Here is an 18,782-nt window from a genome sequence, read left to right on the forward strand (position 1 = left end):
GAACTATACTAACAACAAGAACTACATTTTAAATATATGGTTTCATTTTGAAGGGAGTAAACAATACGATGGATTATGAGATTTTTAATTTGGGTGACGTTACCTTGCAATCCGGAGTGACGTTACCGAACGCTTTTCTTGCTTATAAGACATATGGACAATTGAATGAGAAGAAAGATAATGTCATCGTCTATCCCACAGCTTTTGGCGACCACCATGTTCAGAATGAGTGGTTGATTGGAAACGATATGGCGCTAGATCCGAGAGAATACTTCATTATCGTTCCAAATCTGCTGGGCAACGGATTATCTTCGTCACCCAGCAACACGCCTCCCCCATTCGACCGGGCTAATTTTCCGCAGGTAACCATCTATGACAACGTTAAGTTCCAGCATCGGCTGGTCACCGAAAAATTCGGGATTCATAAGATTGCACTCGTCGTTGGATGGTCCATGGGAGGCATTCAAGCATTCCAGTGGGGAGCAAGTTATCCAGACATGGTGGAACGAATTGCCCCCTTCGCCGGTGTTGCAAAGACTTGGCCTCAAACGTATGTCGTCTTGGAAGGGATGAAAGCTGCACTCATAGCTGCAGTCGGCTCCAATACAAGTAAACTAGACCAGTTGACTTCTGCAGACATGCGTGCCGTTGGCCGTGTCTATGCGGGATGGGGAGTATCTCAAGCGTTTTACAGAAAGGAAATTTATCGTGAGCTGGGATTTGACGCATTGGCGGATTTTGTGGCTGGTTTTTGGGAGGAAAGCTTTATGCAGATGGATCCGCACAATGTTCTGGCCATGTTATGGACAGGGCAGCATGCAGATATTAGTGCAAACCCCTCTTATAACGGAGATTTCGATCAGGCGCTCAGAAGCATCAAAGCACTTGCGTGTGTGATGCCAGGGAGCACGGATCTTTTCTGCACGGCGGACGATAACGAATACGAGGCTAAGCTTATTCCTCATGCTGTGTTTAATCCGATCGAGTCGATCTGGGGACATTTTGCTGGTCGCGGTATCAACCAAGCCGATAATAAATGTATTGATGACAACCTTAAACGCTTGTTGGCGCTTAAGGCAAAAGGATAAATCATCACTCGATGCTACAAAATATCAATTCATTTCTCAAACTTTATTTTCTAAGTATGGTTGAAACATGGCTCTCGTCTGTCATAACTCTCATGAAGTAACGACCCTGCCCGATCGTAATATGAGGTCACCAGAACTTGCTGGTTGACCTCTTTTTTGTAGTGCCCTTTCACATTCGTAATAAAAGCCATGCCTGAGGCAGGCCAATCCAAAAACCCGAAGCTGGCATTACGATAGCGCCGATCAAGCAGACACATAGCAGCATCCAACCGAGAACTGCGGGAGGAACGATCCCTTTCTTTTTAATCAGCCAATCCACCATATAGCCAAGCAACATTAGCAGAAATCCAAACATCGTGAACCAGAACGCGGTTCCACGTTCCCACTGATCATCTGCCACTGTACCCCACAAGCCTTCAGTGATGAGGGGTTGTAATTGACTTGCGTAAGCAAAAAGTCCATAAATCACATGCAGTAACCCGGTTAACATAAGCATCAGGCCAACATGGCGCTTAGCCCCACTTACCATATTGCTCCCTCCTTTTCTTCATAGCGATCAAGGCGCTGCCGCCGAGGATCCAGTTGATGTGCTGAACTGTATGAGTCCTGGCACGATTCATCTGATTACTGCTTCGGCGAATAGTGACCTCCGACTTCGCAAACGGCCTGACCATCTTCCGTTGGGTCAGAATGCCATGAATCAACGGCACTCCGATTCCGATGATCCGCGCCACTATTAATGCTATGTCATGCCAATTCAACTCAATACGTATCAGCAGCCGCAACGGTCATTGCAATATTTAGTACGATTTCGTAATAAATAAGAAAAATAAAGTGCCAGACTGGAATCAGTCACTCCTAGATTTGGACTTTACCGGATGATAGGTCGCGATACCGGTCCTCGAACGTAGGAGCGCCCCCATTCCGGCGACTTCTTTTTAGTACGAACTCGTAGTAAGTGGCTGCACCTAATTTAATACGTTTTCGTAGCAATGTCAAGATGCAAATGCCGTAGTTATTTTGTAAATAAACTCTTTGTGACCATTTCATTCGTCTCTAGGTAAATTGCTGCGCTATCTCCCAGACATGTCCTGCCGGATCCATGAAGGCAGCAGTGCGTACTCCCCAAGGCCGGTCCATTGGACCGTTAAGTAGAGTTACGCCATGTGGTTTCAATTCATCACACACTGCATCTACATCATCCACCCGGATGGTAAACTGGAAACGAGATCCGGAATCTCGGTTTGCGACTGTTCCAGGATGGATCAGACCATATGCTTCAGAAATATCCAGGAGATTTATGCTCATATTTCCGAAGTTGAATACCGCTGAAACAGCGTCTTCATATACGGCGGATAATCCGAATACTTCTTGATAGAACGCCCTCACCCTTTGCAAATCCTCTACAAACAAAGTTATCACATCAACATTCAAGGACCCTAAAGTTTTCATACATATCCCCCTTCACATATATAATTAAAACTCGAGTTTTTGTTCCAGTTCGGCCTTCTGGCGTAAGTGATGGCGGAAATGCATACCAACCAAATCAAACCACTCCCGTGCGTTGAGCCACCCAAATCCCTCATGTCTGACTTTATAATTTGGGTTTATTGCATGTAAGTTCTCCTCCCATTCATACATTCTCTGAAGCACCGTATCAAGTCCGCGAATGAGATCATCCACGGTTTCCGAATTACTTGGGGTATTCTCAGGCCCATCCGGTAATCTGATTTTTATCGGAGGAAATGAACCGGCGCAAAACAACTGGTCGCCAGCCTCTGTCTTTCCTTGCAGCTGCACTTCACTCATGGACGCACATCTTTGCACTTGGTCAAGGTAATCGAGAGCAGTGAGGATCATATGGTCATACATTTGGCCGAGCGACCATACGCCTCGTTCAGATACATGTCTTAATTGGTCGATGGAATACTGCTGCAGATTGATCTTGTATACATCGATTAGTTCCGAAGAATTCAATTGCCTCACCTTTCCATAACATCAAATCAACTCATCTTCATCCTATTACAGTAGCGTATTTAATATTTCTTTTTATTTGCTATTTTGTCTTGCTTTTCAGAGTCAAGCAATTTCACAAATCAGGCATGGTTCCAATAGTATATGTATCCTGTAATATTGGAAATTAATTACTGGGCAGTTGGATGCCCTGCCAACCGATTACATCACATTGGCTATATTCATTATCGCCTACAGCCACCACCGTGCCATCTGATTTTACGCCGACAGTATGAACGCAACCCGCAGCAATTGCCACAATATCGCGCCAGCCGCTTACATTGCATTGGCCATGCTCATTCCAACCCACAGCCGTAACCGTACCGTCCGATTTTATGCCGATGGTGTGATGACTACCCGCCGCTATCGCCACAATATCGCGCCAGCCGCTTACATCGCATTGGCCATGCTTATTTAAACCCGCAGCCACCACCGTGCCGTCCGACTTAAGCCCGACAGTATGAAGGTACCCCGCCTCTGCAGCCACAATGTCGCTCCAGCCGCTTACATTACATTGGCCATAACGATTGTTACCCACAGTTGTCACCATTCCATTCGATTTAAGCCCGACGGTATGCCAGTCACCAGCCGCAACCGCCACCATATCACGCCAGCCGCTTACATTGCATTGGCCTTCATGATCTCGACCCACAGCCACCACCGTGCCATCCGATTTAAGCCCGACGGTACGACGCCAACCCGCCGCAACCGCCACGATGTCACGCCAGCCGTTTACATTGCATTGGTCATGCTTGTTCCAACCCACAGCTGCCACGGTGCCGTCCGATCTAAGCCCGACGGTATGAGCATTACCTGTGTTCGTCGCCATATGAACATTCCCCGCCGCTACCGCCACCATATCTCGCCAGCCGCTTACATCACATTGGCCATATTTATTATCCCCTACAGCCGTTACCGTCCCGTCCGATTTAAGTCCTACGGTATGACGACAATCCGCTGCTATGATACCTTTCGGAATTGTCCATACCATGCTAAACCCAAGTTCATCCTTTTCCATTAAGCTCTCCTCCTCGTTTGTTCTTGCTAACTTCGATCATACAACATTCATGCAAGTTCTCGTTTGATATGCCCATAATCCTTGTGGGGATGGCTGTAAATCTCATAATGTTGTCATCATACTTCAGAGTTTGACTTTAAGGAAGGTGTAGCCAATGGTAGCAAATTGACATCCATACAAACCTTATGATACTATCCTTCCTATTCATAGAGTTAACTCGAAGTCTATAGTAGTTATAAGGAGAGATATGATGAAGACATATTCGATCAGTGAAGCAGCAAAGGAATTAAATGTCACAGCTTATACGCTACGTTACTATGACAAGGAAGGGCTTATGCCTTTTGTTGAACGCACGGCAAGTGGACAACGTTTGTTTAAAGAATCCGATATTGCCGCTTTAAAGGTAATTGAATGTTTGAAATCCACTGGTATGCAAATTAAGGAAATAAAGACCTTCATAGATTGGGTGACAGATGGAGATACCACGTTGCAGCAAAGATTTGACATGTTTATGGAACGAAAAGCTATAGTGGAAAAACAGATGGAAGAACTAAAACAAACAATGGTACTGGTCGAGCATAAATGCTTATACTACAAAACGGCATTAGAAGCCGGAACTGAAGATATTCATAAAAACAATAAAATAGAAATCCCTATTTCTAACTAATAGATGAGCCTCCTGTAATTTAGATGATAAATACGGGTGGCTCTTTCTTTTGTTTCTTATACATTAGCCGATCTCTAAATTGTTAAAATCCTCTCTTGCTTTAGAGTTAACTCTATGGTTTACACTCAATTTATACTCAAAGGAGGAATCGAGATGACGATTGAAAACAAAGTAGTTATAATCACTGGAGCTTCTTCCGGAATTGGAGAAGCTACTGCAAAATTATTGGCAAGTAAGGGTGCCAGAATTGTTATGGGCGCACGCCGCGAAGACAAATTAAAAGCCTTGGCTGAGGAAATTCAAAAAGCTGGTGGACATGCTGCTTATCGTGTAACAGATGTTGTTAATCCAGATGATAGTCATAAACTTGTTCAGCTAGCTAAAGACACTTTTGGCGGTGTCGATGTAATCTTCTTGAACGCTGGACTAATGCCTAATTCCCCCCTGTCCGAATTAAAAACAGACGAGTGGCACCAGATGGTTGACGTTAATATTAAAGGTGTATTGAATGGTATCGCCGCAGTATTGCCAACATTCACATCGCAAAAGTCTGGACATATCATCACTACTTCATCCGTGGCCGGGCTCAAAGCTTACCCAGGCGGTGCGGTTTATGGCGCAACAAAGTGGGCTGTGCGGGATTTGATGGAAGTGTTGCGCATGGAATCAGCCCAAGAAGGTACGAACATCCGCACAGCAACGATATATCCCGCAGCAATTAACACGGAATTGTTGGATACGATTACGGATAAGAATATTTCTGAAGGAATGACTGCGTTGTACGAACAATATGGTATTACACCCGACCGGGTTGCCAATGTTGTCGCATTCGCGATTGATCAGCCAGAAGATACGAACGTTAATGAATTTACAATTGGACCGACAAAGCAACCTTGGTAATACTCACAAGATAAAGCGAAGAGCTATTCAGCTTCTTAAGATCAGGCTGTCGAGAAGACCTCGACAGCCTTGTTATATGTATCATAATAAAAAGACCCTCAAAGAGAGCCTTTTTTAGGTCAATGCTATGAATATTGATTAAGGACGATTCTGCTAACACCTCTACTCTGCAGTCGTTGTAGCGGGATTCTCACTATATTATTCTTCGAACAACTTCTCGCCGCGATGGAGCCGCCATGCAATTTTAGCCGTATGCGGCGTCTCACGGGAAGTTGGAGCATGCGACGCCAAATAACGGGTAACCGCAAGGATCAGCGTTTCGCGGGCCTTCTCTGCGAACGGTCCAGACTCGGAAGCCCAGCGGTCATATTCCGCCACGGCCGCCTCGTACATCTGGAAGGTGTGGAATTCTGCATCCTCTCGAAGGAGCGCATGACCCAATACGTTGAATAAAGGTTCTGGCTTTCCGCCGCTGCGCAGATAACGGATCACCCATTCCGCCGCCGGCGCCACTTGCTGTTGCTTGTTGAGAATCTCAAGCAGCTCAGCGGGCTGCGGGACTTCCTCTGTTGCACCCATTGCATCTGGTCTCGCTGCAGCTGGGACGTTCAAAAACCGGTCGAGGTAAATCGTAGCCGCAGTATGGAAAATACCGCGAACTAGCCATAAATCGGCGGAGCGGATCAACCTTCGTGAACGGCGTGAGCATGCGTAAAGGTGTGCAGCACCGAGATCCAGTCCCCGAAATCGTTATGCATATGGAAGCGGACGATCCGTTCTGCCGCAGCCAATGCGGCAATTTGCGAGATCCGCACTGGAGAGGCGCCCCCGAGTAAAGCATCCTTCAACATGTGTACTGTCCGAAGCGGATCATCGCCAAGCAGCGCTTGAAGCAGTGCCTCGTCATCGATGCCGTTACCCCCGCTTCCTGTTGAAACGCCTTTTCGGGACAGCTCCTCAAACGCTTCCTTTATCGGTTGAACCAAATTGACCGGGGACTGCCAGCTATGAAGCTCTTCGCTCCGCGATGCGTTCCCAAACATCGGAACGAGTGAAGCGAGTACATATTGGTGTTGCTCGTGCCCGACGTACTTCAAGCTCTCAAATGCCTTATTATGGAAGTCTAGCGTATGGCCTCCATTAATATAGAAATGATCCGTTGCGGCCATGCTCATCATAGAGAATAATCGCTTCTTACCGGTCCCCGCCGCTTGCACGGCAGTCAGCAGTACCCGTTCCGCACCGCGCGTATCCCGAACCTCAATGCAATCGCGGTACCATCCCGTCAACCGTTCTTCGGATACGCCTGCATCCGGAAGTGGATCGAGTAAGAATCGCGTGCCGCTACCGGCTGATTCGCGCGCCGTGTGCAGGAGTCCTTGAAACAACGCAAGGATCCGGCCTTGTTTATCAAGCTTTGGCAGGACGTTCGCCATCGCGGTCAGAATCGTTAATCCAGAGCCCCACCCTTGCCTGCGCTGTTTGACCCCAAATTCGATCCCAATCGCGGCAATTTCCGTATCTGGAACGCCCGCCTCCATTAATCCGACTATGGCCTTGGCTATGACAAGACCGATATTTTGCTCAAGGCCGCTCAGAAGTCGGTCTTTATACAGCTGTACTTGATTGCTGTTCCTGGATTTTGGGTTGACCCATATCAATCCGTCTTGAACGGTTATATCGTGTACAGGTACATCGTCCGCCCAAGGGTCGAGTGTTCCGCCGCTGCATACGTCGAACCGGGCATGATGCCAATGGCATGTCAAAATTCCGTTGCATAAACTTCCCATGTGGAGCGGAAAACCGAGGTGAGGGCACCGGTTGTCAAGCGCGTGCACTTCATCCTCGTGATAAAATACTACGATGCCCCCCTTAATCAGCTTCGGTCCTTCTCGAAGATCATCCACCGTACCCGCCTGAATCCAACCATTCATGAAAACGCCTCCATTTTTAAATATCATGCGAATTCCTTGCATATAGAATATCTTATTTCCAAAACTTTTGAAACATGTATGTTTAAAAAGTGAATAAAAATCGATTACTAGGAATGTTTTGTAGGATTATACATGGAGTTCCTCAGAAATATGGATACAGAGCTTAAAACCAAAAACAGAATTCCCCCAAAGACAACGTATTGGATTCCTAATCTTGATATAAATAGTCCACACACTGTGGCTCCAATGGTTGTTCCTAAATTTGTCGATGTCAAGAATATACCATTAGCAAACTCGGGAGCCTCGGGAGCTGTGGACGTAATCCAGTATTGATTGATGTTAGCTCCTATTCCGGCCAAAATTCCCCAGAGCAAAATGATTAGGTACATTGGTACACTAAAGCGTCCCAAGAGGAACAAGATGACATATATCGCTCCTAAAGCAAAAGGAAAAATGACCACGGATGTAATGGCATTTTTAGTAAGCAACTTCCCAGCTAGAATGTTTCCTACAATATTAGCCCCTCCGTATATCAGTAACATTAGGCTAATCGTGTTCCAAGTCATCATCGTAATATTCTCAAGATACTCCGAAAGGTAACTGTAAACACCGAATACGGCTCCATTCATGAAAATGACAGCGGCAATGGAATGCCAGGTAATTGATCTTTTTAGTACACTTAATTGTGTTCCGTATGAAGTTTTTTCACCAACAGGCATAGACGGTACAAAAAGGAGTGTTGCAATAAAAACCACCGCATTTACTATCGCAAAAAATAACATCGCCATTCCTAACGAAGTAGAGTTCGCTATTACGCTTGTAACAGGAACTCCAAGTACCATTCCTGCGGATACTCCAATAAATACCTTGGATACAGCTTTTGGCCCATCTTCCTTGCTAACCGATGCAGCAGCAACTGTAAAAGCCAATGAAACATAAATAGGATGAAAGAATGCTGGAACCACACGAGCAATTAATAATATTGTAAAGTTTGATGTGATTGCGGAGACAACGTTACCCAGAAAAAAAATACCGAGTACAAGCAGCATGACCTTCTTACGATTCATGCCAGAAAACAATAAAGGCAAGGTTGGACCAGATATTGCAACCGCAAGTGCAAAGAGACTCACGATCAGCCCTGCTTTGGTTATACTGACATTAAAGTCATCCGCAATTAACGGCATGATCCCAATAACGCCCATTTCGGTATTTAAAATACCGAAAACCCCAAAAGTCAAAATGAATATAAGCAAATTTGTTCGTTGGGATTTCATATATGTCTCCTATCTTCATTTGTCCAAAAACCGGGTCAAGGAATAATTCCCCGACCCGGTTTTAGACGTCGAGATGTCTATGTTGTGGTTTATCTGATCTTGGAGGCCGACAATCTTGTGCTCTGCAATACTAACGGCATCAGAGCCGGCGATAAAGCCGTTTCCTTTGTTATTTATTTTAACGTGCTTTGTGCGCATAGCAAATACTTATATCTTATATATAGATATGCTTGATAAGCATTTCTCTAACGTTTATTGTTAAGACTAAAGGAGGAGTATGAATGGATGTTAGAGTTTTGCGTTATTTTCTTACGGTTGCAAGTGAAGGAAGTATTACGGGTGCCGCTAATTTTTTGCATCTTACACAGCCAACCTTGTCTAGGCAATTAAAAGATCTTGAACAAGAGTTAGGAAAGAAACTATTTATTCGGAGTAGTCACAATATCATTCTCACAGATGAAGGGATGCTGTTAAGAAAGAGAGCCGAGGAAATCGTTGATATGGTCGATAGATTAGCGGCAGAATTTAGATCCATGGAAGAAACAATAAGTGGTGATGTTTATATAGGCGGTGGGGAAACAGACGCCATGAAGCAGATTGCACGGGTAGTAAGAGACTTGCAGTCAAGCTATCCAAATATACGGTATCACCTCTACAGCGGAAACGAAGATGATGTAACTGAGCGGCTTGACAAGGGACTGCTTGAATTTGGTGTTTTGATTCAACCAGCTGATTTATCAAAATACAACTATATCAATATTCCCGCCAAGGATGTTTGGGGCATTGTTATGAGGAAAGACAGTCCTCTTGCTTTCAAAGATACCATTCGGCCAGCAGATTTATTACATGTTCCACTAATCTGTTCAAGACAGGCCATGAAGCAGACATTTTCTAAAAATGAATTTGCGGATTGGTTTGGTGATGGTTTTGATAAATTAAACATCGTAACTACATATAACCTTGCATATAATGCTGCCATTATGGTTGAAGAAGGCATTGGTTATGCAATAGCGCTTGATAAAATAGTGAATACGTCTAGTGATAGCAGCCTTTGCTTTAGACCGCTAGAGCCAAGACTTGAATCAGGCTTAAATATGGTTTGGAAAAAACATCAGGTCTTTTCGTCAGCTGCCGATTTGTTTTTAAAAGAAATTCAAGCGAAATTCAGAAATTTATTATCAGATGCGTAGAATGACCTTTCTCGGGAAGGCAGATTACTGCCCTCCCTTCACATTACTTGAGAATTCGTCGTAAAAGTTACTTCTCCACAATCTGAATTAGGTTACCGCACGTATCGTCGAAGACAGCTATTGTAAGCTCGCCCATTTTTGTCGGCTCCATAGTAAACTTTACGCCTTGTTCCAATAATCGTTTATACTCTTTATTAATATCTGCAACGCCAAACATGGTTGCTGGGATGCCATCGGCATATATCTTCTTTTGATACTCCTTGGCGGCAGGATGGTTATTCGGTTCGAGTAAAAGCTCGGTACCGTCCTGCTTATCGGGCGAAACAAGCGTTATCCACCTAAATTCTCCGACGGGAACGTCCTCCTTTTTTACAAAACCCAGCTTTTCTGAATAAAACTCCAGTGCATTGTCTTGATCTTCCACAAATAAACTGGTAACCATTATTTTCATGCTGTTATTGCCTCCTTTGATATTTGCAACGTTGGTGCTCTGTTAACAATCTGACTCTAAACAGAAAAAACCATACATTCGTCAGAAGAAAGAGGCTGTTCTTGAGACAGCCTCTTTCTTGCAGCTTATATGGAGCGATTTTCATGCATCGCCTCGTATTAGGAATCGCTTTTAACCGTAGATAATGAAACGAGGACCGGACCAGCAAAATCCGAAGCTTCCTCGCCCTTTGGATTGTGAAGACGGAACAGGAAAGCGTCGCCTGTTTCAGACTTCCACACCATATAATCGTTTATCCCTTCACTACCCGATGCTTGAAGATAAAGTTCTGCGGAACCCAGCGGATGCTCAACGAGCTCTCCGCTAAAATCGGATACTTCGCCACGCTCTTCCAATTCCTTGTTTCCTTCAGTTTTAAGCTTCGTTAGGTCATAATTTGCAGGCAGCGCTTCGATGGTGACCTCGTATTCCGGATTGCCGCTAAGAAACAGACGTCCTTTGTCAGCGTCGAAAGCAAACTTTTCGAATACGTATAAGGAAAAGCCTTTACCTTGATGCAAGGTGGCTGGAAGTGACTGGTTACCCTCACCCGTCATCAACTCAAAATTCTCGTTCTGGGGACGCGTCACTTCGGGTGCTTGCTCGTTATCAGTTTCAGGGGCCGTGGCCTCTTCATTGGCCGGTGTCGATATTTCAGGACTGGCGGGTGGCTCAGCCGTTCCTGAACATGCCGTGAGCGATAGAACCATGACGAACATCGAAATTTTTATGAATGCAGAGAGTCTTGGATTCACATGAGTTCACGCCTTTCTGTATTTCGTTCATACGCTTCGTGACTGCAATGGATGATCACTCAGCCACTGATTTCACGATATTGGCAATCGGTTTGAGTCATTGATTAATGTGATCCGTTATGAGTCATTACCCAAGGAAGGGTGTCGAAACGCAAAAAACGTGGTCGAATTCTCCAAAATATCGAGCAATGCATTCAAATAGTCGGCTCTCCCCCCTTTTCTTAGATAGACGTGACTACTGCATGTAAAGTTACAGATCTGTCTGCAATGAGGCGGATCTCAATTTCATTAAGTCTCCACGAGATTACCCAGCAATAACTCCCATCTTTATCCTTCTGATGCCGAATAATGCTCGTCGCTAAGGTATGCGCGAATGACAATGTCTTGGTCGTGATTGCCGAATCCGGCTCCATAAAGCGTCAATCCCCCTGCGTTAACCGCATGCTCATCAACCGCGAAACGAATCGTCCAGAACGGTTCCCACAGCTTGATATCCCCGAGGGTCACCTCTGACATCCGTTCATTATCCATGTACGTACCCGATGCATCAATCCGGATCGTTTTCAATAACCCGTATTGATTCACATTTCGATGCCACCAATCAGGTGTAAATCTCCCTCGAGCCGCTCTTCCGAAATCAGCCGGACTTGTCCATGTCCCAAGAGGGATCCCGTTGAATGTGAAATCAATATCCGATGGCCAATGGTCTCTTAAACCTGGAGCTTCTGAAGCAATTTCCATGGAGATTTCAATGTATTCGGCGGATTGATCGGCTAGTAAAAAGTTAGGCATTTTATACTCAACATAGCCCCACCCAAACCACAGAATGGCGGCGTGTACCCGCTCGGGATCGAGAAAGTAGCGCGGGTCGTCCCAAATTCCGATTTCTTTCTCACGCGTACCAAGCCCGCAAGTCGGATGGACCTCAAAAGCGGTGTAATGACCGACTGAAATACGCTGCTCTCTGATCTTCGGGGGTTGGCTGGCAAAAGGCAGCTCAATCTCGATGGTTTTTTGTTTGAGGAAACACATTTTGTGCGTTCCCCCGCCCTGCCGTACCCTACGACTTCCGATGAGTCCGGCTTGTTCGAGTTTTCGGATGTGCATGGTGACGATCGATGGACTAAGTTCCAATCGATTGGCAATATCCTTCACATTCATCTCGTCATCGGCAATGAGACTCATGATGTTCCATCTGACCTCGCTGGCTAATGCTTCATATAACGGCATGAATTTCGATTCCCCGTTTGCTTTGATAATCATCATAATCTCCTCGTATTTGTTGAAATCACATATATATTAATTTAATAGAATTAACATGAATCTTCAAACCAAATACATTGCAAGACTTTAACCCATGGTGTTTAATTTCCTTAGTTGCTAATCACTTTAAATTTATATACATGTTAATTTATGAAAGAGGTGGACTTATGAAATACCATAACCCGGTCATCAAAGGATTTTATCCTGACCCCAGTGTATGCAAAGTAAAAGATACTTATTATTTAGTATGCAGTTCCTTTCAGTACTTCCCTGGTGTTCCGATTTTTGAGAGCAAAGACCTGATTAACTGGAAGCAAATCGGTCATTGCCTAACCAGAGACAGTCAGATTCAGCTCGGAAAGGTAAGCAGTTCCGGCGGGGTTTTCGCCCCCACGATACGGCACCACAACGGGAGATTCTACATGACCACGACCAACGACACCACGCGTCAAAATTTCTATGTATGGACGGACGATATTTACGGTGAATGGTCCGAACCGATTGATGTGGATCAAGGGGGGATCGATCCCGATTTGTATTTTGAAGACGGAAAAGTCTTCTTTATGAGCAACGGAAAAGACGATAACGGGATTGGCGGCATTGTTCAGTGTGAAATTGACATTGAAACGGGCGACAAGCTGTCGCCAAGTCGTTCCATATGGCAAGGAACGGGCGGACGATATTTGGAAAGCCCTCATATGTATAAAATCAATGGCCGGTACTACCTTATGGCGGCAGAAGGCGGTACGGAATTTGGACATATGGTCACTTATGCACGGGGGGATTCGATCTCCGGCCCGTTCGAAGCCTATCCGAACAATCCCGTTTTGACCAATCGCAATCTGGGCGGGTATGAGCTGCAGGGCGTTGGCCATGGCGATCTGATCCAAGATAACGGCGGCAATTGGTGGATGCTCCATCTGGGATTCCGTCAAATTGGCCAATGGCTTACCTACCATCATCTTGGTCGCGAAGTTTTCCTTACACCGGTAACTTTTAGCGAGGATGGCTGGTTTACGGCAGGACATAACGGCACCGTCCTCACGAGTTTTGAGACCGATCGGATCTCAAATCATGTCGTCCAGCAGGAGAAAAAAACCTTTACGTTCGAGAACACGGACTGGAATCTGGACTGGTGCTTCCTCCGCCATCCTGCTGCAGAGAACTATCGGTTAGAAATCGATAAGGTTCAGCTTAAAGGGACCGGGGTGAGCTTGGATATGCCGGTGTCCCCCACATTTATCGGCATTCGCCAAAGAGACTTCAACGCGGAAATCTCATGCGATGTACAGCTTACGAGCGGAGAAGCCGGCATCACGCTTTATTTGGATGAACATCATCATTACGATTTAGCCGTACGTAAAGAGGAGACCGGGTATAAAGTGATCGAGCGCCTGAATATCGGTGACATTAAATCCATCGAATCTAAAGTAGAACTGGGGAATGTCAATCATGCGACCTTAAAGATACGGGCAAGTCATGAGCGCTACAGCTTCTTCATTCACGCTAACGGCAAGGACATTCTCTTGGGAACGGCGCAAACCAGATACCTTTCCTCTGAGGTTGCGGGAGGATTTACAGGCGTACTCATCGGTTTATATGCCTTTGGAGAAGGCTCCATGGCTGAGTTTTCAAAATTTACGTGCGATTATTTTTAAAAAATTTCCTGAACGGGTTATCAAAAAAATAAAAAGCCGGTTACTCAGGATTATCCTGGGTACCGGCTTTCATTGTAACCATGTTTTTTTATTTTCTTCAAAAAATCAACCATGATCCTAATAAATTCATCCGGCTTCTCAAAATGAATATCATGCCCGGATTTAATCGTGATCATCTCATTTCCTTTTAAAAGGCTGTGTACCTTTTCAGCATCCTCATCACGGTTTGCCGCATAAAGCACTCCATCTTCGCCAAATTGCGTGGCTGCCTTAATATATACAGAAGGAGCGTTTATTTTGGACAAGGTTTCCTCCTGATTAAATCCTTTGAACCAATCACCAGTATAAAAAGTCTCAGCAAAATCAAGGTCAAACTGATCTAAATAAAGTGTGCCATGTATCCATTTATAGGGGACGTACCATAACCTCAACGGCTCACCAGGATGTGCTATCCGGTACCCTCTTGTACTCCTTGCAGTAAGTTTTCTTAAATCACCAAACTTTCCCCATAAATAACTGTTTTCCATGTAGTACACGACATAATCATCTTCAATGGTTTGATTCTTAAAGTTATGGATGAGTTCAAAACTATCAAGCCAGACAAATGTTTTCTGCATTTCATGCGGCTCCACACTAAAAAACGGCGGGTCCTCCAAAACAATGCCTTGCACGACTTCGGGTGCATTAGCTGCAATCCATGCTGCTAAAATACCGCCGGAAGAATGACCTGATACCACGGCTGGTTCACCTATGACATTATCAATAAACCAAACAAAATCCTTTCCCATAGCAACAGCCGTATACTTTGAAGCATCATGACTGGACTCTCCATGCCCGTGACAATCAACTGCATATACATGATAATATTGAGCGAGCTCCGGAAGTACTCTAGCATAATCTTCCCACTGCATGGACTGCCCGTGTATTAACAGAAGTGCCGGTCCATGATCCGGTCCTTCAGCGTAATTTAATATCGTTCCATCATCAAGAGTCACCTGTTTTTCTATATAGCCGGCACGATATGTTTGCTTTAATGGTTTTTTATCATAATTCATATTTAGATAAGCATAAATGACTAGGGTAATTGCAACAATTAAACCAATGATTGCAAGTACCAGTAAAATTATTCCTTCACTATGTATCACTCTCTCTACTCCTCCTCCTATTTCGCATTATACTATTCTCATTCGGATTATCTACCAATCATCGGTAACATGAGTTGTTATTTTGAGTTAACATTCCTAGATAAACAACCATAAATAGAACCCTTTTCAGGGGCTGCGAGAACACAAACCTGTTCGTGGCTTTTTCCCCGATGTTTGAGCTTTCCGCCATTCACGTTCTGTAACCGTTGCCTTTATCTCATCCTAAACGAAAAAAATGACCGGCGGTTCAACCGGTCATTTACCTCTAAACTCCTAGGACAACATAGGTCTCTACATTCGTTTAAGAACCTTTTTTCGCCCATGACGTTCATCATATCAAATGGCCATATTTCAATAAAAAAGGGCGCTAATTTTGTCTCATTTTTCTAAGCAAGTCCATATCTCCGCTTACAATTGCGCCAATATATTGATTGATGACTTCGATATCGCAATCCCACCATTTAATATCCAATAACTCTTGAATGACTTCGGTGGAATATCGCTTGCGGATCTCCTTCGCTGGATTGCCTCCAACGATCGTATAAGGCTCCACATCCTTTACAACGACAGCTTCAGCGGCAATGATAGCTCCGTCGCCAATCCTTACACCCGACATGATCGTTGCACGCCTTCCGATCCACACATCATTTCCAATGATCGTATCTCCCTTGATCGGCAATTGATCCAAAGATGGAGTGAATTTCTCCCAGCCGTTTCCAAAGATATTAAATGGAAAGGTAGAACCGTCCATCCGATGGTTCCCTCCATCCATCATAAATCTGACCTCGGAAGCAATGGAACAAAACTTGCCGATCATTAATTTAGTTCCAATGAATTCATAATGATACAATACTTGATCCTCAAATGATTCTCCGTTTAAGGCATAGTAGTATGAATAATCCCCTGCGATAATATTAGGTTTTGTAATCGTGTTCTTGATAAACTGAAGATTGTTATCTCCGGGTATAGGATATCTCTCATTTGGATTCGGTCCTGTCATTGTTACATCATCCCTCTCTTCGCGTTTTATCTGGCTGAGACGATAAGATCGTTCACACAACTATCGGCCACACAAAAAAACCTCCTTTCCGTTCAACGCCACATAGGGAATCAACCGATTGTGTGTTTTACCGAGGAATCACGCTAAGTACTTCGCCGCTTCCATCATCAATAATACGGATACTTCTATCATCAATGAGTTGAATGGTACCGTCCGACTTCAAGGTTTCATGCTGCTCCGTTAACCCGTGAGCAATGGATTTGCGAATCAGCCCTTGATTCTTGAATACCAACGTATATAGATCATATTCTTCAGTCATTCGATTCGAATATTCAATAAATGCAATAAGTAGATTCTTGGAAGTCCACTTGAAGTTTAAGGTGAGATCATGACTATTCACATTAATGTCCTTCATACCTAGCACAATCGTATTTTTCTGCCCGGTATAAGCATTCGTAATTTCAAGATCCCCTTTTGCTGCGCGTATGGTATAGCTGTATCCCATCATGCTGCCATAAAAAGTATCTGTGTAATTATTGAGTCCTTTTACGGTTACCTTCCCTGTCTTTGTATCCCGGTTGGCCACTTCCCCATCCAAAGCAGCTGCAAGGAATCTAATCGGCACATAAAGGTGACTGATATACCACACAGGTTCCCTGCCCATATCCACTTTAACCCCATCTACATCGGCAATGCTGCTTCCCAAGTGTACAACAATGCGCTTCTGATCCCTCTTCAGAACCGCCGTATTGTCATTCTCCATCCCCCAATGGAGACCTGCCATGCTGCCTAGAGAGAAAAAACTCCCATAAGTCACTCCGTCCTTATGAAGCGTCTCAATATGACTGTTACGACCGTCTTCCCATTGCATTTCCAGCTCGACGTACTTGGAAGCTGCATGAGATTCTTGAGCTCCCAGCGGTAAAAGCACGGACATGATAAATAAAACGGCAACCGCATATTTCCAATGTTTTATTTTCAAAGAATTCTCACCTACTTATTGTAATTTTTTGAAGCTACAATAGAGACGCGAATATCTTTAGAAAAGTTACTCTCACAATAAAAGTTGTCATGCAGAATGTGGATTTCTGGATTTAGCTCTTTCGTTTTCACTTAGGTTAATCTGGTAACTTCTTGCCATTGAGTTGGACACAACAAACGGAGGCTGTTTTATAATTGGGACGATTATTCAAAATCACTTCTTAACTGAGGTTGAGTGCTTAAATACCACCCAATTGACGTTGCCTTGCTTCGCATGATTATAAGTGGAATTCGCCGAATTTATTATCATAACAGCCAGTGAGGTCCCAACTTTGTCCTCGATTCAGGGCAAGACGGGGTTATTAAAAACATGAAGTTCGAAAAATATCGTATGCTCTGTAACTGCAGAGTAATAAAACCATAAAGTAACGGGAAGTCTAACAGCGATTTAAGGTCAACTTGCTGTGTCGGAAATATGATAAGGGGTGGGAAATGATGAAAGTAGTGGTGACAGGAGCAGCCGGAAAAATCGGCCGCTGGGCGGTAAGAACCATATTGGAAGCTGGCCATGATGTAGTAGCCACCGATCGATTACTACGGGAAGAATCAGCATCAAAAAACTTTATTCAAGCTGAGCTGCGTGATTATGGTCAAGTCTGTCAGCTTTTAATGGGAAGTGATGCCGTTGTCCATCTTGGGAATATCCCAACTGATGTAAGGAATACACCCCAAGCGATATTCGAGAATAATATGCTCGTTAATTTTAACATTCTAGAAGCATGTAAAGATTTTAAAATTCCCAAGCTGGTATGGGCTTCAAGCGAAACGGTTTTGGGCTATCCGTTTGTACCGGAGCAACTGGATTACCTCCCTGTTGATGAAGAGCATCCAACTACCGCGAAGTCATCCTATGCCATGGCGAAACTGCTGACGGAACACCTAACAGGCATGTATCATAAACTTACGAATCAACAGCTCGTCACGCTTCGCTTCGCGAATATGTATGAACCGGATGAGTATGAAAAAATCCCTATCATGCATTGGAATGATGAACAAAAGGATATTCAAAAGAAAAACGCCTGGGCCTATTGCGATGTAAGAGATGCAGCTAAAGCCTGTCTTCTTGCAATAGAGAAGGACAATTTAGGAAATCAGGTATTCCATATCACAGCCCCGGACACCATCATGCCGGATCTTAGCCAGGATTTGGTCAAACGATTTTTTCCCAATGTGTCCTTAAAGAGAGAGGTTCAGGGACATGAGACGCTGATGGCAATTGATAAGGCAAGGGATATACTTGGATATGAACCGAGGTATTCATGGCGTAGTGTTCTTCATAACGATGGTTCATCGAAGGCGCTGCCTGAAGATCAGCTTGCTTTATCGAAAACAAACATATAAGCCAC

Annotated in this window: 19 protein-coding genes and 1 pseudogene; 6 read left to right on the plus strand and 14 right to left on the minus strand. The window is 44.5% G+C overall.

Annotated features, from left to right (window positions below; all coding sequences use genetic code 11):
• The first annotated feature begins 68 nt into the window (after positions 1–68).
• Complete coding sequence (locus M4D81_RS19985; protein ID WP_071218961.1) at positions 69–1,088, plus strand: alpha/beta fold hydrolase; 1,020 nt, start codon at positions 69–71, stop codon at positions 1,086–1,088.
• A 169-nt stretch (positions 1,089–1,257) separates the two neighbouring features.
• On the opposite strand, the gene M4D81_RS19990 is transcribed toward M4D81_RS19985, so the two are convergent.
• The 4 genes from M4D81_RS19990 to M4D81_RS20005 form a co-directional block, all read right to left on the minus strand.
• Entirely contained in the window at positions 1,258–1,617 is a 360-nt protein-coding gene (locus M4D81_RS19990; protein WP_260067810.1) for a DUF6463 family protein, read from the minus strand.
• A gap of 527 nt (positions 1,618–2,144) precedes the next feature.
• The gene (locus M4D81_RS19995; RefSeq protein ID WP_260067811.1) at positions 2,145–2,540 is read right to left on the minus strand and encodes a VOC family protein; all 396 of its coding nucleotides are present in this window, start codon (positions 2,538–2,540) and stop codon (positions 2,145–2,147) included.
• 24 nt (positions 2,541–2,564) lie between these two features.
• Positions 2,565–3,074: a DinB family protein gene (locus M4D81_RS20000; protein WP_311200683.1), complete on the minus strand. Its 510-nt coding sequence runs from the start codon at positions 3,072–3,074 to the stop codon at positions 2,565–2,567.
• A gap of 154 nt (positions 3,075–3,228) precedes the next feature.
• Positions 3,229–4,119 carry an RCC1 domain-containing protein gene (locus M4D81_RS20005; RefSeq protein WP_260067813.1) on the minus strand — a complete coding sequence of 297 codons (891 nt, stop codon included), beginning with the start codon at positions 4,117–4,119 and terminating at the stop codon, positions 3,229–3,231.
• A gap of 250 nt (positions 4,120–4,369) precedes the next feature.
• Here M4D81_RS20005 and M4D81_RS20010 point away from each other — a divergent pair, with 250 nt between their 5' ends.
• The gene (locus M4D81_RS20010; RefSeq protein WP_260067872.1) at positions 4,370–4,786 is read left to right on the plus strand and encodes a MerR family transcriptional regulator; all 417 of its coding nucleotides are present in this window, start codon (positions 4,370–4,372) and stop codon (positions 4,784–4,786) included.
• A gap of 153 nt (positions 4,787–4,939) precedes the next feature.
• A complete protein-coding gene (locus tag M4D81_RS20015) occupies positions 4,940–5,686 on the plus strand; it encodes an SDR family oxidoreductase (RefSeq protein WP_071218955.1) in 747 nt (248 codons plus the stop codon).
• A 198-nt stretch (positions 5,687–5,884) separates the two neighbouring features.
• Here M4D81_RS20015 and M4D81_RS34710 read toward each other — a convergent pair whose 3' ends face one another.
• The 3 genes from M4D81_RS34710 to M4D81_RS20025 form a co-directional block, all read right to left on the minus strand.
• Positions 5,885–6,265, minus strand: a complete 381-nt coding sequence (locus tag M4D81_RS34710; RefSeq protein ID WP_311200684.1) for a hypothetical protein — start codon at positions 6,263–6,265, stop codon at positions 5,885–5,887.
• A gap of 104 nt (positions 6,266–6,369) precedes the next feature.
• Positions 6,370–7,620 (minus strand): Rieske (2Fe-2S) protein, encoded by a 1,251-nt coding sequence (locus M4D81_RS20020; RefSeq protein ID WP_311200685.1) that lies wholly within the window; start codon positions 7,618–7,620, stop codon positions 6,370–6,372.
• Between the two features lie 107 nt (positions 7,621–7,727).
• Positions 7,728–8,894: an MFS transporter gene (locus M4D81_RS20025; RefSeq protein ID WP_260067814.1), complete on the minus strand. Its 1,167-nt coding sequence runs from the start codon at positions 8,892–8,894 to the stop codon at positions 7,728–7,730.
• A gap of 281 nt (positions 8,895–9,175) precedes the next feature.
• Between M4D81_RS20025 and M4D81_RS20030 the strand changes: the two genes are divergently transcribed.
• The gene (locus M4D81_RS20030) at positions 9,176–10,084 is read left to right on the plus strand and encodes a LysR family transcriptional regulator (protein WP_260067815.1); all 909 of its coding nucleotides are present in this window, start codon (positions 9,176–9,178) and stop codon (positions 10,082–10,084) included.
• Positions 10,085–10,151: 67 nt separating this feature from the next.
• On the opposite strand, the gene M4D81_RS20035 is transcribed toward M4D81_RS20030, so the two are convergent.
• The 3 genes from M4D81_RS20035 to M4D81_RS20045 all read right to left on the minus strand — a co-directional run bounded on the left by M4D81_RS20035 (position 10,152) and on the right by M4D81_RS20045 (position 12,589).
• A complete protein-coding gene (locus M4D81_RS20035) occupies positions 10,152–10,535 on the minus strand; it encodes a VOC family protein (protein ID WP_260067816.1) in 384 nt (127 codons plus the stop codon).
• A 158-nt stretch (positions 10,536–10,693) separates the two neighbouring features.
• Entirely contained in the window at positions 10,694–11,329 is a 636-nt protein-coding gene (locus tag M4D81_RS20040; RefSeq protein WP_260067817.1) for a hypothetical protein, read from the minus strand.
• Between the two features lie 327 nt (positions 11,330–11,656).
• Positions 11,657–12,589, minus strand: coding sequence for an ArsR/SmtB family transcription factor (locus M4D81_RS20045; protein WP_260067873.1), 933 nt, complete (start codon positions 12,587–12,589; stop codon positions 11,657–11,659).
• 170 nt (positions 12,590–12,759) lie between these two features.
• Here M4D81_RS20045 and M4D81_RS20050 point away from each other — a divergent pair, with 170 nt between their 5' ends.
• A complete protein-coding gene (locus tag M4D81_RS20050; protein WP_260067818.1) occupies positions 12,760–14,250 on the plus strand; it encodes a glycoside hydrolase family 43 protein in 1,491 nt (496 codons plus the stop codon).
• Between the two features lie 50 nt (positions 14,251–14,300).
• Here the strand turns inward: M4D81_RS20050 and M4D81_RS20055 are convergent, their stop codons facing one another.
• The 4 genes and pseudogenes from M4D81_RS20055 to M4D81_RS20065 form a co-directional block, all read right to left on the minus strand.
• On the minus strand, positions 14,301–15,395 hold the full coding sequence (locus M4D81_RS20055; protein WP_260067819.1) for an alpha/beta fold hydrolase: 1,095 nt from the start codon (positions 15,393–15,395) through the stop codon (positions 14,301–14,303).
• 80 nt (positions 15,396–15,475) lie between these two features.
• Positions 15,476–15,583, minus strand: a pseudogene (locus M4D81_RS34855) (IS1595 family transposase); the annotation flags it as partial.
• Positions 15,584–15,762: 179 nt separating this feature from the next.
• The gene (gene vat(I), locus M4D81_RS20060) at positions 15,763–16,395 is read right to left on the minus strand and encodes a streptogramin A O-acetyltransferase Vat(I) (RefSeq protein ID WP_260067820.1); all 633 of its coding nucleotides are present in this window, start codon (positions 16,393–16,395) and stop codon (positions 15,763–15,765) included.
• Positions 16,396–16,522: 127 nt separating this feature from the next.
• Positions 16,523–17,377, minus strand: coding sequence for a copper amine oxidase N-terminal domain-containing protein (locus M4D81_RS20065; protein WP_260067821.1), 855 nt, complete (start codon positions 17,375–17,377; stop codon positions 16,523–16,525).
• A 491-nt stretch (positions 17,378–17,868) separates the two neighbouring features.
• Between M4D81_RS20065 and M4D81_RS20070 the strand changes: the two genes are divergently transcribed.
• On the plus strand, positions 17,869–18,777 hold the full coding sequence (locus M4D81_RS20070) for an NAD-dependent epimerase/dehydratase family protein (protein WP_235612998.1): 909 nt from the start codon (positions 17,869–17,871) through the stop codon (positions 18,775–18,777).
• Positions 18,778–18,782 lie beyond the last annotated feature (5 nt).

Origin of the sequence: Paenibacillus sp. p3-SID867 (assembly GCF_025142895.1) — a bacterium.
Classification (GTDB): domain Bacteria; phylum Bacillota; class Bacilli; order Paenibacillales; family Paenibacillaceae; genus Paenibacillus_AQ.

Excerpts from the sequence above, each read along its gene's own strand:
- M4D81_RS34710 (WP_311200684.1), bottom strand. The coding sequence starts at position 6,265 with ATGGGTGCAACAGAGGAAGTCCCGCAGCCCGCTGAGCTGCTTGAGATT.
- M4D81_RS19985 (WP_071218961.1), top strand. The coding sequence starts at position 69 with ATGGATTATGAGATTTTTAATTTGGGTGACGTTACCTTGCAATCCGGA.
- M4D81_RS20025 (WP_260067814.1), bottom strand. The coding sequence starts at position 8,894 with ATGAAATCCCAACGAACAAATTTGCTTATATTCATTTTGACTTTTGGG.
- M4D81_RS20035 (WP_260067816.1), bottom strand. The coding sequence starts at position 10,535 with ATGAAAATAATGGTTACCAGTTTATTTGTGGAAGATCAAGACAATGCA.
- M4D81_RS19990 (WP_260067810.1), bottom strand. The coding sequence starts at position 1,617 with ATGGTAAGTGGGGCTAAGCGCCATGTTGGCCTGATGCTTATGTTAACC.
- M4D81_RS19995 (WP_260067811.1), bottom strand. The coding sequence starts at position 2,540 with ATGAAAACTTTAGGGTCCTTGAATGTTGATGTGATAACTTTGTTTGTA.
- M4D81_RS20070 (WP_235612998.1), top strand. The coding sequence starts at position 17,869 with ATGATGAAAGTAGTGGTGACAGGAGCAGCCGGAAAAATCGGCCGCTGG.
- M4D81_RS20020 (WP_311200685.1), bottom strand. The coding sequence starts at position 7,620 with ATGAATGGTTGGATTCAGGCGGGTACGGTGGATGATCTTCGAGAAGGA.
- M4D81_RS20010 (WP_260067872.1), top strand. The coding sequence starts at position 4,370 with ATGAAGACATATTCGATCAGTGAAGCAGCAAAGGAATTAAATGTCACA.
- M4D81_RS20030 (WP_260067815.1), top strand. The coding sequence starts at position 9,176 with ATGGATGTTAGAGTTTTGCGTTATTTTCTTACGGTTGCAAGTGAAGGA.
- M4D81_RS20005 (WP_260067813.1), bottom strand. The coding sequence starts at position 4,119 with ATGGAAAAGGATGAACTTGGGTTTAGCATGGTATGGACAATTCCGAAA.
- M4D81_RS20050 (WP_260067818.1), top strand. The coding sequence starts at position 12,760 with ATGAAATACCATAACCCGGTCATCAAAGGATTTTATCCTGACCCCAGT.
- M4D81_RS20015 (WP_071218955.1), top strand. The coding sequence starts at position 4,940 with ATGACGATTGAAAACAAAGTAGTTATAATCACTGGAGCTTCTTCCGGA.